General features: G+C 67.7%; 14 protein-coding genes. 9 read left to right on the top strand and 5 right to left on the bottom strand.

Annotation, left to right across the window (positions count from 1 at the left end; all coding sequences use genetic code 11):
* Positions 1–40: 40 nt before the first annotated feature.
* Positions 41–1999 carry a PhoX family protein gene (locus IO36_RS03815; protein ID WP_063764820.1) on the bottom strand — a complete coding sequence of 653 codons (1959 nt, stop codon included), beginning with the start codon at positions 1997–1999 and terminating at the stop codon, positions 41–43.
* Between the two features lie 465 nt (positions 2000–2464).
* Between IO36_RS03815 and IO36_RS03810 the strand changes: the two genes are divergently transcribed.
* The 6 genes from IO36_RS03810 to IO36_RS46660 all read left to right on the top strand — a co-directional run bounded on the left by IO36_RS03810 (position 2465) and on the right by IO36_RS46660 (position 7770).
* Positions 2465–2983, top strand: coding sequence for an AMIN-like domain-containing (lipo)protein (locus IO36_RS03810; RefSeq protein WP_037615996.1), 519 nt, complete (start codon positions 2465–2467; stop codon positions 2981–2983).
* A 61-nt stretch (positions 2984–3044) separates the two neighbouring features.
* Positions 3045–3557, top strand: coding sequence for an RICIN domain-containing protein (locus tag IO36_RS03805; RefSeq protein ID WP_037615994.1), 513 nt, complete (start codon positions 3045–3047; stop codon positions 3555–3557).
* 185 nt (positions 3558–3742) lie between these two features.
* Complete coding sequence (locus tag IO36_RS49110; protein WP_342455104.1) at positions 3743–4117, top strand: helix-turn-helix domain-containing protein; 375 nt, start codon at positions 3743–3745, stop codon at positions 4115–4117.
* Positions 4118–4234: 117 nt separating this feature from the next.
* Positions 4235–4666, top strand: a complete 432-nt coding sequence (locus tag IO36_RS49280; protein ID WP_158997196.1) for a DUF2690 domain-containing protein — start codon at positions 4235–4237, stop codon at positions 4664–4666.
* A gap of 391 nt (positions 4667–5057) precedes the next feature.
* Complete coding sequence (locus IO36_RS03800; RefSeq protein ID WP_158997194.1) at positions 5058–6614, top strand: hypothetical protein; 1557 nt, start codon at positions 5058–5060, stop codon at positions 6612–6614.
* Positions 6615–7344: 730 nt separating this feature from the next.
* A complete protein-coding gene (locus tag IO36_RS46660) occupies positions 7345–7770 on the top strand; it encodes a hypothetical protein (protein WP_158997192.1) in 426 nt (141 codons plus the stop codon).
* A 1351-nt stretch (positions 7771–9121) separates the two neighbouring features.
* Here the strand turns inward: IO36_RS46660 and IO36_RS03795 are convergent.
* Positions 9122–9655, bottom strand: coding sequence for a hypothetical protein (locus IO36_RS03795; protein WP_245173109.1), 534 nt, complete (start codon positions 9653–9655; stop codon positions 9122–9124).
* Positions 9656–9977: 322 nt separating this feature from the next.
* Between IO36_RS03795 and IO36_RS46655 the strand changes: the two genes are divergently transcribed.
* Positions 9978–10115, top strand: coding sequence for a hypothetical protein (locus IO36_RS46655; RefSeq protein ID WP_158997190.1), 138 nt, complete (start codon positions 9978–9980; stop codon positions 10113–10115).
* Positions 10116–10170: 55 nt separating this feature from the next.
* Here the strand turns inward: IO36_RS46655 and IO36_RS42880 are convergent, their stop codons facing one another.
* Both IO36_RS42880 and IO36_RS43675 read right to left on the bottom strand, forming a co-directional pair.
* Entirely contained in the window at positions 10171–10548 is a 378-nt protein-coding gene (locus tag IO36_RS42880) for a hypothetical protein (protein WP_051899959.1), read from the bottom strand.
* Positions 10549–10822: 274 nt separating this feature from the next.
* Positions 10823–11305 carry a hypothetical protein gene (locus IO36_RS43675; RefSeq protein ID WP_037616194.1) on the bottom strand — a complete coding sequence of 161 codons (483 nt, stop codon included), beginning with the start codon at positions 11303–11305 and terminating at the stop codon, positions 10823–10825.
* 1097 nt (positions 11306–12402) lie between these two features.
* On the opposite strand from IO36_RS43675, the gene IO36_RS47630 reads away from it, so the two are divergent.
* Entirely contained in the window at positions 12403–12732 is a 330-nt protein-coding gene (locus IO36_RS47630) for a hypothetical protein (RefSeq protein WP_051899956.1), read from the top strand.
* 423 nt (positions 12733–13155) lie between these two features.
* Complete coding sequence (locus tag IO36_RS03775; RefSeq protein WP_037615991.1) at positions 13156–13581, top strand: hypothetical protein; 426 nt, start codon at positions 13156–13158, stop codon at positions 13579–13581.
* Between the two features lie 1728 nt (positions 13582–15309).
* Here IO36_RS03775 and IO36_RS46650 read toward each other — a convergent pair.
* A complete protein-coding gene (locus IO36_RS46650; RefSeq protein WP_158997188.1) occupies positions 15310–15525 on the bottom strand; it encodes a CBS domain-containing protein in 216 nt (71 codons plus the stop codon).
* Positions 15526–15672 lie beyond the last annotated feature (147 nt).

The following is a 15672-nucleotide window of genomic DNA, read 5'->3' as shown; positions in this document are numbered from 1 at the left end:
AGGACGCGTGGTGGCCGTCGGCCCGTGGTCGGTGGACCCGTCACACGGCCCCGATCACGCCCCCGTCGGCGCGTCGCACCACAAGCACGGCGGAACGCGGCACCGCGGCCGGATCGCGATCGGGCCAGTTGCTCACCGCCCGGGGGTCGTCCTGTCCGGGTGCGCCCCACGTGGGTGTGCGCTCTCCCGGGTGCTGGACGTTGACGAACATGGTTCTGCCGTCGGGTGTGGTGCCGACCCCGGTGATCTCGGCGCCGCGCGGTCCGGTCAGGAAGCGGCGGATCTCGCCGGTGCTCGGGTCCGCGGCCAGCAGCGCGTTGTTGCCGAGGTTTCCGTGGCCGGTGGCCGACCGGTGCTGGTGGTGGGCCGAGATGCCGGTCCCGATCCACAACCGTCCCTCGGCGTCGAACGACAGACCCTTCGGCGAGCCGAACATGCTGTCGGTGTCGAGGGAGACCGCCTCGTCGTGTGCCGGGTCGCCGGCGAGGACGAAGACGTCCCAGTGGAACGCGGGCGCCTCGCCCTCGCCCGGGTTCTCCGCCTCCCGCCAGCGGATGATGTGCCCGTACGGGTTGGTGGCGCGGGGGCTGACCGCGGGGCGGTGGGCGTTCGGGCCGGAGCCGCAGTGGCCCCGGCCGGGGCTGTTCGCCAGCGCGCAGAAGACCGTGCCGTCTTCGGGGCGGACCGCGGTCTGCTGGGGCCGGTCCAGCGGTGTGGCGCCGAGCGCGTCCGCCGCCTGCCGGGCACGCAGCACCACGTCCGCCTGATCGCGCCAGCCGTTGTCCCCGATGAGCGGACCGGTGCCGTACGACAGCGGCAGCCAGCGTCCGGAGCCGTCGTCCTCGAACCGGCCGACGTACAGCGTGCCGTGATCCAGCGGGCTGTGCCCCTGGGCGCGCAGGTGCTGCCAGGAGTCCGAACTCACGAACTTGTAGAGGAAGCCACCGTTCTCGTCGTCGCCGCTGTAGACGACGAGACGGCCGTCGGCGTCCTCGGTCACGGTCGCTCCGACATGCTGGAACCGGCCCAGAGCGGTGCGCTTGACCGGAGTGGCGTGGGGCGCGTGCGGGTCGATCTCCACGACCCAGCCGTACCGGTTGGGCTCGTTGCCGTTGACCGCGAGGTCGAAGCGCGGGTCGGCCTGGTGCCAGCGGTGGCCGCGGCCGGACGCGCTGAGGCCGTAGCGCTTTTGCGCCCTGGTGGCGCGCCAGCGGGAGTCCGTGGTGCCGAAGTAGGCGGCGACGTTCTTCTCGCAGCTGAGGTAGGTCCCCCAAGGGGTGACTCCGTACGCGCTGTTGCCCAGCGTGCCCGCGGGGGACGAGTGCGTGTGCAGTGCCGGGTGGCCGTCCCGCACGGGGCCCGAGAAGGCCACCGGCGTGCTGCCCGTGACACGGGTGGTGCGCGGGGAGTCGACGACGGTCCAGGTGTCGCCGTTCTCGTGCACCTCCAGCACGCTCAGGCCCTGTGCCGCCAGCGCCTTGGCGACCTTCTCCTTCGTCATCTCCGCGCCGCCGTCGGGATACAGCAGCGCGGCGTCCGTGTACTCGTGCCCGATGACGAGCGTTCCGCGCCGGTTGCCGCGAGGGCCGTCGTCGTACGGAAAGAAGTGCAGGCCGCTGTGGTGCGTGCCGATCTGCCGGGCCTGCTCGGCGGCGGTGTCGCCGCTGCGGGGGCGCCGGTCCGGGTGGTGCCCGTGCAGGGGCTGCCCCCACGGGGCGAGGGTCTGCACCGTGTACCCGGGCGGTACGGAGACGGTGTCCGCCGTGCTCACGGGAACCGCCGTGAACCCGAGTGAACCCGCCTCTTCCCGCGGCTGACCGGACCGTGCGGCCGTGGCAGTGGCCGTGGCTGCGGAGGCGGACGCCGTCGTCGTGGAGAGCCCGAGAAAGGCGGCGAGGGCCACGGTGCCGCCGACCACGGCCTGGCGACGCGACAAGGAGGCCACCGCAACCTCGTCGGCCTCATCGACCGCGTCGGACGGAAGTCGTTGATCTGACATGTTCGCCACCAAACGGAGAGTGGCCCGCTGAGGCCAGGGATCAGCAATGAAGGGGATCAGCAATGAGAGGGAGCGCGCGTCCTGCACTGGACGCGTCCGGTGCGGCGTCGCGCACGCGGGTGCGCCGCGTCGCCAACGCCACGCGCGGGCAGCCCTGTTGACCGGCAGCAGGGGGCCGCGGTCTCGAACACTAGAGCAGTTGCGGGGGCTTCCCGGCTTCCTGGCCGTCCCGACCCTGTCTCGCCACCGTCCCAGACTTGTCCCGCCCCACGTGGGACGTTTCTGGGACGGTGGCGAGACAGGGTCGGGACGGCAGGAGTAGGGGGACGGCCGGGCGACCGCCTTATGGTCACTTCGGCCGTCCGATGTGAAGCAGTGCTCGAAGCGGCTCTCGAAGCCCTGCCGGAGCACGGCACGTCGCTTCCCTCTCCTGCCCACCCCGCCCGATGAAGGGACCACCACGCGATGCGCCTCAGCGGACGCCTCACGTACGGCCGGATTCCGGCCGCACTCGCGGTCCTCGCCGGCACGCTCCTTCTCGGGACGCCGGCGCCGGCCTCCGCCGCGACGACCTCACCGGTGTGCGCGAGCGCCTGCTTCCTGGACGTCCGCACCGGCGGCCACACCGACTTCGACCGGCTCGTCGTCGACCTGGGCGGGTCCTCGCTGCCGACCTGGACCGCGACGACGAACGACACCGGCCTCTGGTACGAGAGCGGGGACGAGGGCCACCCGATCGCCCTCACGGCCAAGCACTATCTGGCCCTCCGGTTCACCGGGGTCAACAACACCGCGACCGACGGCACGTGGACCTTCGGCGGACCTTCGCCGCAGACCGTGAACCACCCCTCCCTCAAGGGCTACGCGCTCACGGGCGGCTACGAGGGGGAGTACGGCTTCGGTCTGGCCCTGGACGACTACCGCAGCTACCGGGTCTTCACGCTGACCAGCCCCAACCGTGTGGTGGTCGACGTCCATCACTGACACCGCGCACGAAACCAGAGACATCCATAAGTCCAAGCCGTACATCCAAGAGGGAATCACCTTGAGCATCCAGCGCACGACAGCCCGGATCGCCGCCCTTCTCGCGGCACCCGCCCTCGCCCTCGCGATCGGCGCCGCTCCCGCCCAGGCCGCCAACCGGTACGACGTCCCCATCATCGCCGCCGACGGCGAGTGCATGGAGGTCGTGGAGGGGAACGCCGTCAGCGGCGCGTACGTGGCGCAGCAGGACTGCCGGGAGATCGCCTCCCAGCGGTGGAACCTCCTGGACGTCGGCTCTCACTATTTCCAGGTCCAGAGCGCCAAGAACCCGAGCCTTTGCCTCAACAACTGGGAGGGCGGCGACCGCAAGGGCAACTACATCCGTCTCTACGCCTGCGGCACCACCGACGACAGACTGTTCAACTTCGTCTACGACGACGGCAGGTGGGTCACCATCCAGCCCAAGAGCGCCTGGCACAACTGCCTGAACTTCTGGGGCGGATCGGCCCCCGGCTACTACGCCCGCCTCTACGACTGCAACACCGACCCGAACGAACTCCTGCTGTGGGGATGACCCGCTGATGCCCTGAACGGCCGGGCTGGGCGGGTCCGGGCATCCGGGCCCGCCCAGGGCTGAGGAGGAATCTCCCCGATCCACTGGCCGTGCGTGAGCCATGTGTCCAAGGGGGACACCAAGTGAACGGTAGTCAGGGGGTCGGCGGCGACGAGCCGTCGGGCAGAGAGCTGCTCGCGAGCGAGATGCGGCGACTGAAGGAGAGAACGGGGCTCGGCTACGGGCGGCTTGCGGCCCAGACGCACGACAGCCGCTCGTCGTGGGAACGCTTCCTCAACGGCAAGCAACTGCCGACGACGGTCGCCGTAGGGGAGTTCGCCGCTGCCATGGGGGGCACCTACGGAGTCCATGTTCGACCTGCTGGAAAGAGCTACCGAGGCGATGGACCCGGGCGGGGATCTGGGTCCGGATCCCGGCCTGAATCCCGCCCCCGATCCGGCCGCGGACCCAAGCGCCCGGCCCCTGTCCAGGTGGGTGCGGAGGGCGAGTTGACACCACCGGAGAGCCCACCAGATCGCCCCTCCGGACCCTCCGGCCGATGGCGGCTGTCTCCTTCCTGAGAGCGGAGAGAAGGGGGCCGGAGCGCCCACGCCCGCCGGGCCGAACTGATCGGCACCGGTGCGCTCATCGGCCGGCTGATCAACTGGTCGCCATCGACACCGGCATTGGCCCACAGTGTGGCCGCCGCATCGCATGCGCCGCAGCCGGACGGCGGTTCGTCCGCGTCCAGCGCCGCGAACCTCGCCCGAAAGTCCGGGCCGTCGCCACAGAACCCCCGCCCTGGCTGCCACGAGGACACCTGCCTGCGCCGCGACCCCCAGTCCAGGGACTGCCAGTGGGACGCCACAACCGCGCGCGAGACCTGGCTGCGCGGGATGCACATCGAGCTGCGCTATAGCGCGGCTTGCGGTTCGGTCCGGGGACGCGTCGACAACGGCGCGGTGGGCGATTCCGTCCCCATCAAGGGACCCATGAACCCAGGTGAACACCCCTGCATGGAGCCCCAAAGGACACCACCGCAGTTTGAAGCGTGTTGGCTCCTCGCCTGGGAGAGCGCCGGCCACTTGTCGCTGAACCCCTGCGTTCCGGTCCTACGCTGCGCCAGTTGATCCACGGCGCCCTCGCGACCTCGGCAGGGTCGATCTTCAGGCCGGCTCGGTCGAGGAACTCGGCGGCGTTGGCCACATTGTGGCCCAGACCGAGGATCTCGCCGTACACGCTCACACGCCGGCCAGACGGTGTTGGGCGCACCGTCTACGAGGTCCGCGGCGAGCGTCGTGCGGATCGCAGTGCGGATTCACCGCTGCGCACGAGAAGGGACGGCTTTGGCTTTTCTCGGCCATTAGGGACACTTTCCGGTGCGTTGGCCGCTACCCTCTTGGTCGCACTTCAACGGATCGTGCATGTCAACTCGCATGGGCGGGACAGTTGTTTGCAGGAAGAGGCACTTTGACCCAGCCCGTGCCACCACACTCGAGCGAGGCGACCCGGCTGTTGTGCGTGGGCGTCTATGCCGACGACGCCTACCGCGATGCGGTACTCGACGAGTTGTACGCACACGACCAACGAGTGATCGCCCCCTCGCTCGGCTTCGACGCCGCGCGGGTCTTGGCCCACGCCCTGCGCGCGTGGCGTATCGGTCTGGCCTGGGCCGCACTGGTGCTGGTCGTGTGGCTGGTCGGGTTCTTCCTCACTGACATGCTGGTCCTGGCACTGCTCCCGGGGTGTGCCATGCTCGCCGCCCGCAGCCGCAGAAGTCGGGGCTCGGTGCTGCGCTGGACCGGCAGAGTCACCTTCGGCGCCGGGCTCTGGCTCGTTCTGTATGTGGCGTGCTTCGGCCCGGCGCAGACCTCCTACAGCCCGGACAGGTACGGCGACGAATCGCCCGTCCTGCCCTGGAATGCCATGCACGGCTGGATCGCTGTGGGGTGCCTGGTGCTGACGGCCTACTGTGTCGCGCTGCGGCAGTGGCACCTCGACCAGGTGCTGCGCCGGGACCTCGCTCCGGAATCGTTTGCCGACCTGGCGCGCGATCCAGCGGAACACGTCGTCTCCGCCCGTCTGCAGTGGATTCGCGAGCGCATAGGGCGAGAGCAGCACTCGCCTTTGATCCTGTACGACATGGCTGACCCGTTCCGGGGAATGGGCGTTCTGCGGGAAGCGTGGACACTCACGGTGGAGTTGCGCCCCGCCTCGGGCGCCCGCTCGGCGGCGCAGCTCGATCCCGAAGAGCCGGTCGGCAATGCCTGGCTACTCGATCACATCAAATCCCAACTGGCGGCCCTGCGCTATCCGGCTGAGCACGGTTCGTCCAAGGCTGCGGGAGTGCGTCTGGACCGGCTGCGTCAGGTGGAGATCGACGAGTGTGTGTTCCTTCCGCTGGAGGGGCTGCGCAGCCGCGATCAGGTACCGCACAGCCCCGGCGCCTTCGAGGAGCATCGGCGCGCGGCCGTGGAGGAGAGCGGCGAGGCGCGCCGCCACTTCCTGCGGGTTCGGGTCGGCGCCTGGCGAGAGGAGGTCGTCACGACCGTGTTCGTCCGGGCGCACACGCAGGGTGGAATGGTCACGCTGGAGGTCGTTTCCTGTGTGCTCAACCCGGTTCGGTCCGAATTTCGCGACGCGGACCGGGCCGCTCGCCTCCCCGAGCCTGCCGTCCTGGCGGGTAGGACCGGCCGGGCGCTGGCGAGGACACCGGCCATAGCCGGTTCCGCTCTGGTCGACGTCGGGAGGACGGTCGCCTGGTTCCTGCGGGTGGCTGTGAACGGAGGAGGAAGGCGGCCGATCCAGGGACCCGCGGTCTCTGTCCGGGAACTCGCGACCGAGCGCCAGGCCTCGATGTTCCAGGAGTTGGACGCCGGCCGGTACATCGGGACCATCCGGGAGCGCGTTGTGAACGCGGTGCGTATCGCGCTCCTCGAACGTGACTGGGACACCTCCGAACTCGATGCGCGAGCCTTGCAGCTGCGCGGTGATGGCGTCCTCGTCGAGCGGTCCTCCGCGCCCGTACACGGTGTTGCGGTGGGACACGGCGACCTTCCGCCGAGGAGTCGGGCATGAGCGGGGGTGCGGCGCCCTGGGACGCCGAGCTGCAGGGATGGCGCGTCAGCCGCGGTCCCGGCAGCCCGGCGGCACCGCCCCGGCGGTTCCCCCGCGGCTGGAAGAACCTGTCGTTGTGGCGGCGCGCGCGTGGCTTTGGAACGGTCGGCGGGGACGCGGCCGTGCCCTGGGACACGCTGCGTCAGAGATGGGCACACGACGACGGCAGCGGGGCGCGGGCGGACGCGGCACATGCCGCGTCCGGCTACCGGGTGCGTGCTCTGCTGCGGCACACAGCGGTCCCGCTGTGCACCGCAGCTGTATCGGCTCTCTTGGCCGTGCTCGGCCACTGGTGGGCGGGGTGCGTGGTTCTGGTGTGGGCCGCGCTGGTCGCCAGGGGGGTACGCGCGGTGCGGCGCGCAGCGGCCGATGAGCGGGCGGCCGACATGGAAAGTGCTGTATTGCCGACGACACGTCCGATCAATCCGCGACCTGTATCTCCCGCCCGGGCCTTCGTCCAGGGATTCGCGCAGGTTCTGGCGTTTCCCGCCCTCTTTGCTCCCGGCAGTGCGCTGAGTGAGTCCGGGGCCAGGGGGCAGACCGACCCTGACAGGTCCGTGCCTGAGCCCTCGCAGGAGCGCAGTCGACGCTACGTCGCAGAGGCGCTGATGCATGCCCATGCGGAGCTCGGCCTGCAACTGCCGAGGGAGCCCGCCGCTCGAGACGGAGCCGGGAATGCGGGGGGCGCGACATGACGAGCACGAGCCCCGATCCATCGACCCCGCAGGCCAGTGAGGGCGCCGCAGAACCGCGGCCACCCGCCGCTGCGTCCTGGGAACTACCTTCCGCTTCGGACATTGAGAAGTACGAGGCAATGCTCGGCGGCGGGGCCGCGGAACGTGCCCTCTCACTCGTTGAGAAGCGGTTCGCCCTGGAGGTCGAGGATCAGTACCAGCGGCGGCTCGACGCTGAGCACCGACGACGTCTCGACATGATCAACATCCGTTTCCGCATCGCCGGTGTGGTAGTCGGCGCCAGCGGATTCGCTGGATGCCTGTGGATCGCCAAGGACTTCGTGGATCGCGGTGCCACATCTCAAGCAGCAGGCCTACTCGGCGGCATGGCTGCGGCACTCAGTGCGATCTTTCTGGGAACTCGGTCCCGGACACCACGCTGAGCTTTGGCGCCGATTCGCTCCTCGCATTGGGGGCTGCTGCTGAGTCACACGCGACTCCCCTTCACGCACCGAAGACAGGTAGCGCACAAACGCTCCGGACCGAGCGGGGAACAGCGGGGACCCCCGGTGCGGTGCCAATGCTCGTCCCAGACTCGGGTCGCACTCCCGTTCGTCCTCCGGGTGCTTTCACGTCCCGGCATTCTCTCCTTCTGCGGACCGGGGAGGCTGCAGAAACAGCAGAACATGGCTGCACCGGTCACACACCAAAGCCCTGGTCCCGCGCTGACGCGCCAGCCGTTTGCCCGCCAGACGGACCTTTATGAATAGTGGGTGCATACCCGCGGCAACCCCCTCCGCCCTGACGAGCGGTCCCTCACACAGCGGACATTGAGACGGCTCAAGGCCCCGCTCGGGCTCACCACTCAGCTCGTCAAGCACCAATACTCCTTGAACTTCTAGCGGTTAGTCGCCTGGCGGCTATCCATGGCAGAGACACCGATGCGTCGTGGTCCCCACCCCGCAGCGTTCCCCATGCACTCAGATCCCAAGAGTGCCAACTTGCGAGATTGCCCTGACGAGGGGAACACGGGCGACGCCATGGGATGCCGCGCTTGTGGGGGCACTGGCACTGGCAACGGCACAGCGGCGGCGCGGCGCGGTCTGAACGGCCACGGCCACCTCGCGCAGCACGGGTAGACAGGCGGTCAGGCCGAACTCCTAAAGCGGGTGTCGCAGGTTCGAATCCTGCCGGGGCACAGCATGAAGGGCCAGCTCGGGAAAGGTTTCCTCCCAGGCTGGCCCTTGCCGTGATTACGGTCGTGCCACACCCGTGCCACAAGCTCGGTGGCGCAGGCCGTCAGGCCGACTGATCGTCGTTGCCCCACCGCGCCCAGAGAACGTGTCGCCAGTCGTTGTCCAAAGCATCTGGACCGGGTTGGGAAACGGCAGGTACGGGTCTGGGCCCTGTCTCAATGAGATGGAGAAGAGTCCAGGCGACGCCGTAGCAGTCGTCCGGGCCAAAGCAGGCAGCCAACGCTGCCGCCTCATCGGTCGTGACAGGCCGGGGGATCTCCTCCAGCTGCCGGCACCGCCTGTCGATCTCCTCTTCACTGCCATCCCAGTCAGGAAGAGGTCCGTCTGCAACAAAACGCTGAACCTCGGGTCTCACCCCCGAATGCTCGCCCGCTCCGGCCACAGTGAGCAAGTCGCAGTTCAGGCTCTTCCCGATCTCCGTGCGAGTGGACGCCGTTGAGGCGGTGCCCCACAGCAACTTCGAGGGCCGCCAGGACACGGATCCGAAATGCGTTCTCGAGTATTCCAGCCGTAGTTCGCGATCATGGCGAGTCGTGGGTCATGGCCCGGAGACAAGATCCGTACCCCCGCTGGCCTCAATCAGCCAGGACAGCGAACCACTACCGAAGGGCCAGCCCGTGGTGGCCACCTGCACCCAGCCGCCCGACTCGTCGATTCCTGCGTGCCACCACCACCAGCTGCGGTCGTCTCCCATTCCTTCCTCGGTCGGGTCGAAGTAGTACAGCCAACCCGAGAGCGTCCACGGTCCCTGATCGACGGCCGCTCTCTCCTGTGGCGTCATGGCCCGCCATTGACGCAGCCACGCCTCGAGGTCGAAAGGCTCGCCGTGCTCCGGTTCCGGAGTCTCGGGTGCGCACCGCTGGATGAACCAGTTCGGCAGCAGCTGCGGCCAAAGCTCATCCGCCGGCCACTCAGCCATCCGCGCGACCACGCACGTGAGTACCGCACGCGCATTGGCTATGACCTGGGCCGGATCCTCGGCGGTGAACCGGCAGCGCACGAGAAACGGCCAGGGCTGGTCGTCATCCTCGGCTCCAGGTCCGGATCGAAGACGCCGCAGCTCGCCTGTCATGGTTTCCACGGTGAGGAAGTATGCACCGGCACCGACCTCGCGACATCTCGATATCGCCATCGGTCAGGGGACACCAGCCTCTATGGCAGACCCCGGCAGCCATACTTCGTCACAGCCAAGCCCATCTCACTGTCTGGCTCAAGGGACGCAGCGTCCGCAACCCCGACGCGGCCGTCGCCACCGCGCTTCAAGCCGCCAGCACTCAGCACGTGATACTGCCCGGCCAGGATGTCGCTGCCGAAATCGTCGCGCACATCGTGACGCAGACGCACTCCAGCAGTTCCTCAAGGACAACGGGTGTCACGGAGTGGAAGCAGTGCTCGTGACCATGAACCTGCTGAACTGTGATCTCGCCGAAGCTCAGCGAGCCTTCTTCAACGCCCCATGCCGGGACACCGAACGTCGCTTCCACAACCACGCCATGGACCTGCTCGAGGAAGCCGCCGACACCGACGCCTGACAGCACCAGCGACCCCGCAGACACCCTTGACTCGGCCATTGAGACTCCGCCGACCTCACGTTGCAGGGCGCCCCGCTCGGAGGAAATCAAGGTACTCGTCTCCGGCCATGCCTGCGTTCACCCAGCGATGACGGACCGCTCCAGTATGCCGTTCAGCCTCAGCCATCGCGCCTGCCGCATCGTCGGCAACAGCCAGCGTCTGGCCAAACTCGTCATCGGGGTCTAGCGGCGGGAACTCCAGGAGATCACAGAAGGTCTCACTGCCCACGTCCTCTACGACGTGCAGCGTCACCTCGTACCCGCGCTTGGTCGACTCGATGCCGACCCAGCGAATGGCCGGTGTCTCTGCCCCCTGCACCGCTCCGAGGAACTGCTCAATCCCTTGACCGCGCCGCAGTGCATCGACAGCGAACGTCTCAATGAGATAGCGCATGGGCGCAGAGTACGGCGTGGGGGGCATGCCCTCCACGTTTGCCCTAACGAGCGGGTAACCACGGGGAACATCGGTCAGCCGCAGGGAACGGCGTGAGAACAGCCGCCGACCGTGTCCCTTGCTCAGAGGCCGTTCACCTGAGGTGGGTGTGAGATTTGAACCCACGGTGATTCGCGCCACGACGGTTTCCAAGACCGCTTACGAGCTTTACTCCCCCATTGAGACTCCACCGACCTCGTTCCCGCCATGCAGCGCCATCGCGCCGGAGTTCGGATCAGGTGTCGTACGAACCGTCCCAGGGAGCGCTAAATCCGAGGCGGTTAGGGTAGAACTCGGCCCAGTCCTGGCATACCTCGCCGTCGGCGTACTCTCCGTGGCACTCAAGGACGAGACCGAAGAGTCTGCCCTCGAAGTGCTCGGCGAACGGCGCGATCTTGATGTCTCCGAACTCTCGCCCGGCCAATGCGTCCAACCACTCGTCCAGCAGATGTTGAGCTGCGGCCACCACCGGTGCCTTCTCCGGCCCATCTGGGACAGTTCCGGTGGCCTCGATCGTTGAGTCAACGTGACGACCGGCTTTGTCGAACTCGTGAAGGATTGCGTACCAACGCCGCACAACACGGCTAGCGTCGCAGTCCGCTCGCCCCTCGAATACTCCGGATACGTGCGCGAAGAACTGGCCTCGGTCCCAACGGCCGATCGTGGAAGTGCGGTGGTGAGGCTCCCACCGAATGGGTATCAGTTCTGGCACGCTCATGGCCGAACCGTACGCGTCGGCCACGACATCGCGATCTTGGAGCCGCCTGGCTACTCGCTCGTAGACGAGCTTGACCTCCGTGGATCTGGGCGGCCTGACCTTCCGCGGCCGTCCCTGGGCCGTCCGATGGCAGATAACGGCGGTTGAGGTCGGACCCAAAGGATGATCGGCTGAGGTGCACGGGCGGTTGGCCGATGTGGCAAGCCCCTGTGATTGACCTGATAGAGATGAGGTCAGACCTCAAAGTTGCCCTCTACCGCAGGGCGCCATCCTCAGCCGAGGGCGGCACCCCGTCAGCCTGACTCGACCGTTGAGGCTCCGCCGACCTTCGGAGCGACCCGGCCGTATGTCAGACTGCGGCCCATGACTCACAGCCGAAAGGGCCATGCCGCGTAGGCGCCCCTCCGGCCTCCGGGCCGACAGCAGGCGCTATGCCGCGCATATCCACTATTCGAAGATTGGCCGGCTCTCCGGTCCGGCTCAAGCACACATCATTCGGTTGGAACGGACACGACTCCAACCCGGCCTGGTCGAGCAGGCGCTCTCTCGGTGGACTGCCATCGCGCGAGCGCCGAGCAACCAGCTGCCTTCACCGTTTAGCGACCGGTGCGGAGTCACCGACTGTTGCCCAGAGCCCGCGGATGAGCGAGATCTGCTGGAAGTGGCGATCTGTGCCCTCCCCAAGAAGAGCTCTCGGGAGCTCCGCGGCATCGTGCACGCACTCGATCTAAAGATCTTGGAACGTCCCGAAACCGGGTCGTACATAGACCCGCCGCATCGTTGGTGGCAGAGCGCCTTCTCACTGAGCCGTGCTCCGCTCATGCCCGATCACGTTGGGGAGGCGCGGAAGGAAAGGGCGATCATGGTGACTGACATACCCACAGCCCCTGACTGAGTTCTGGTGGCACAGCTGTCCCCGTGCCACAGCTGTGCCGCATCGTGCGGTCAACCACGGTCAACGACGGCTTGCCGCGGTCGAGATGCGGCTTCGCTTGGACTGCCGTTACAGCCGGACTGACCTGGGTGTCCTCCGTAGTGGACACGTCCGCCCTGGCAAAGCAGTAGTCGCTAGTTTCTCAACAGGTCATGATCAGCCCATGGAGGAATACACCTGGCCGCCGCGTCACCCCGACGTGTCGGGGCTGTCGCCGGATGAAGTGTGGGCGGCGACGATCGCCGCACTTCCCGTTGGGGCTGCTGCCGAAGGAGAGGTGATCGGACGTCAGCCCTTCGGCGTATTCATCCGGATCGACGGGCTTCCGGGAGCCGTGGGGCTGGCCGAGATTATTGCCATGCCCGAAGGGATGGGACTGCCCGTTCTGGGGGCACGCATCCGCGGTGAGGTGATCGACCACGTCGAGCACAATCGCCAGGTCAGAGTTCGGCTGCACGAGGTGGAGACAGCGCTTGGTCGGTCACGTTTGTGACGTTCCTGGGGTGGTGGCTCGAGTTAATGTGCGATGCATGACCAGTGACACCCCGGCATGTCCCGAGGCGGCCAGCTCGTGAAGTCTGGCGGCCTCGTGCTCTGTGGGCGAGAGGACGATGGCCGGCGGGCCTGCCGATCGCTGTGGAGGTGCGCCAGTCGGCACGTCTGGTGGAATTGGGTGGATCGGCCGGGTGCCCCCCTGGAGATCTGCCCGGTGCCGCAGTTGATCCGGTGACATTCCACGCTGACATCAACGACGCCGGACAGGGGCGGTCGTCAGCGTCTCTGTCCAGCCGTCACACCAGCCGACGACGGACGCCGGACCGGGCTCGGAGCGAGCTTACAAGGCGCGGTCTGTTCTTCTTCAGTGCAGTCATGCTCGGGTCGATAGCCGGCGAGGTGTTCGCGGGAGCCGCCTCAGATGATTGGGGTGTTTGGCCTGCAATCGCGGCCGGTCGACTACTTCGCGGCCTTTCTCGATCTGCTTGCAGCCAAGGAGGAGTACCACTGGAGTGCCGTCCTGGGGGACTTCACGGACGACTTCTACCACTTGGCCTGCCCCCACTGCGCCGTGGAAGTGACGATCGCCATCGGGGACTACGGGCGCTATTCAGCGATCCGGGACTGGAACCTGGGCGACGTGGACCGTCGCGGCCTGCGGCCGGCGTCCTTTGAGGAGCTCTCTGGCACCGGCCGTTGGATGTACGAGACTGCAGTCCGCGACGGACACGAGGCACTCGCCGACGGAATCGCCCACCTCTTCGGCAAGGGCGAATGCCCATACTGTGCCAGCGTGTTCAACATCGCGGACGAGTACGCGGCCGCCAACCGCCCTGTCCTGCGGTAGACCAGGGTGAATTGGAAGTAGGCGGTGTGGTCGCAGTGCGGTTGCTGCTGCCCATCGGACTCCTCTCAGCATGACCACCTTGCCCCAGGGCGTCGCAGGAGCGAAGAAATTGCGCCCGGGGGGCGTCGATCCGTGGGAAGTGAGCGGCCCTCGGCCTGGATTGAGCCGCAACCGTTCGGCTCGTACGCCGAGGCTGCCGCGCCATCCCGGTCATCAACGTCCCTTCCGGGAGAGTTACATATCCCACTTCTCGGCCTGCGGCTGAGCGCTCATTCGATGCGCCCCGTTGGACCCAGTAACCGGTTGAACCACCTGTAGGCCGGTAAGTGAGGTTTGTACATGTCAAAGATCGGTCCGAAACGAACCAAGCGGCGTCTTCCCGCCGCTGACTGCTGCCCGGGGTGGGTGCGCCTTTGCTCCCGTCAACTCAAGGACTGAGGACGGTCGCTCCATGGACTACTGCATCCCGTGCAGCCGCACGCTCAACGGCGCCGTTACCTGTCCGGAGTGTGGGGCATACGACCCCGGCGTGGCAGAGCTGAGCGATCGGAGAGGCGGTGCTCCGACCGTCGAGGCCGCGATGCCCGAGGTCCGCTCGGGTCGGGGACCGAGCTCCTCCGGGTGGCCCCTTCCCGGGTCACCGACTGTCTCGCAGGACCTGTCGGCTGACCGGTACGACCGTCCGGCGCGGCTGAAGAAGTATGCCGTCCGGTCTCTTGCCGCAGCCGCCTTCACCCTCCTCGGAGGCCTGGCCACCGCATCGGTGTTTCCCCAGTCGACGGTCCCACGCGCAGCCTCGATCCCGGAACAGCCGGCCCCCGAAGAGCCCGGGGTCCGCGTTCCCGATTCAGAGGCTTCACCGGAGCGCGTGGCCACGCACCCGGCCCGCAAGGGCGTCCGGGACCGAGACGGTGACGGGATCCGGCGTCCTCTGCCGACGGCGACCCGCACCACGGCACCGGTCTCTCGGCCTCCCGCCACCACGAGTACACCGCCACCGGTGAAGGCGAAGCCGACTCCCCGAGGCTCCAGCAGCCGCCGCCCCAGCTCGCCCTCGCAGACGGCAACCCCTTCGGCGAGGCCCTCAGCCGGTTCCTCCGCCAGTCCTTCCGTCAGCCCTTCCGTCGGCCCTTCCGTCAGTATCAGCGCCTCTTCTACCGGTTAGTGGCTCACCGAATAGCGCAGGGGAGGCCGGTGGCTGAAACACCGGCGGGGCTCCCCGCCACAGGAACCTCCACCTGCGCCGCATACGGCATTCGTTTGATCGGCAGCGGGCTCGCCGGCGCCAACAGGGACCACAACCACGCACCCGTCTGTCGTCAACGACGTGCGGCACGTGGACTGTGGCCAGGAGTTCAACGGTGGCGATGGCGTCGCCAACCCGGGCACTGGCGACGAGGACGCGAACATCGGCGGTGTTGAGGAAGCGGCGGTGGCGCCGTATGGGGCTTTTGGTGTTCAAGTCGAAGAAGGACGGCCGGCAGGCCGTCCGTTTCTCCAGGATCGGGTTCCGGCTGTGGAACAACCGGAACGGGGTCCGGCTGTGGAACAACGGCCGGTTGAACCTCGCGAAGATCGGTGATGTGCGGGTGCGCTGGTCGCGTCCGCTGCCGTCGGCTCCGTCGTCGGTGACCGTGATCAAGGATCCGTCGGGCCGGTACTTCGCGAGTTTCGTCGTGGAGGTCGAGCCCGGAGGGTGTCGGCGAACACCTCACGTCGCGCGGCCTGTCAGATCTCCTCGGCGGAGTGCGGGAAGACCTGGAGCAGGGAGCGGCGGCTGACGATGTCGATGAGCCGGTATTTTTCGTCGGCCACCGGGAGTCGTTCGATGCCGTGTCGCGTCATCGGCCGGGTGACCTCCGGCAGGGCCGCTTCCGCGGGACCATCACGGCGGGCGCCGACACCAGCCCGCCGGCGGTGCGCGCCCGTACCCGACAAGCCCACCGGTTGACGGTAAGTCAGGTAGGGCCTGCGGGACCGTTCTGAGGGCCCCTCTGTTTCGGCGGTGTGCGCCGTATCACGCCCTCAATGGCCGCCCGAGTTGCCTTAGTCACAGCGGAAATGTCCCTTTCGTGTCCATGCTCGACGTGG

The sequence above is a fragment of the Streptomyces aureus genome (genome assembly GCF_000725495.1).
GTDB lineage: Bacteria > Actinomycetota > Actinomycetes > Streptomycetales > Streptomycetaceae > Streptomyces > Streptomyces aureus_B.
This window is presented reverse-complemented; position numbering and strand designations above follow the sequence as displayed.

Coding starts and splice junctions, on each gene's coding strand:
- IO36_RS46660 (WP_158997192.1), top strand. CDS start 7,345: ATGACGAGCACGAGCCCCGATCCATCGACCCCGCAGGCCAGTGAGGGC.
- IO36_RS03795 (WP_245173109.1), bottom strand. CDS start 9,655: ATGACAGGCGAGCTGCGGCGTCTTCGATCCGGACCTGGAGCCGAGGAT.
- IO36_RS49110 (WP_342455104.1), top strand. CDS start 3,743: ATGCGGCGACTGAAGGAGAGAACGGGGCTCGGCTACGGGCGGCTTGCG.
- IO36_RS03815 (WP_063764820.1), bottom strand. CDS start 1,999: ATGTCAGATCAACGACTTCCGTCCGACGCGGTCGATGAGGCCGACGAG.
- IO36_RS42880 (WP_051899959.1), bottom strand. CDS start 10,548: ATGCGCTATCTCATTGAGACGTTCGCTGTCGATGCACTGCGGCGCGGT.
- IO36_RS47630 (WP_051899956.1), top strand. CDS start 12,403: ATGGAGGAATACACCTGGCCGCCGCGTCACCCCGACGTGTCGGGGCTG.
- IO36_RS03775 (WP_037615991.1), top strand. CDS start 13,156: ATGATTGGGGTGTTTGGCCTGCAATCGCGGCCGGTCGACTACTTCGCG.
- IO36_RS43675 (WP_037616194.1), bottom strand. CDS start 11,305: ATGAGCGTGCCAGAACTGATACCCATTCGGTGGGAGCCTCACCACCGC.
- IO36_RS03810 (WP_037615996.1), top strand. CDS start 2,465: ATGCGCCTCAGCGGACGCCTCACGTACGGCCGGATTCCGGCCGCACTC.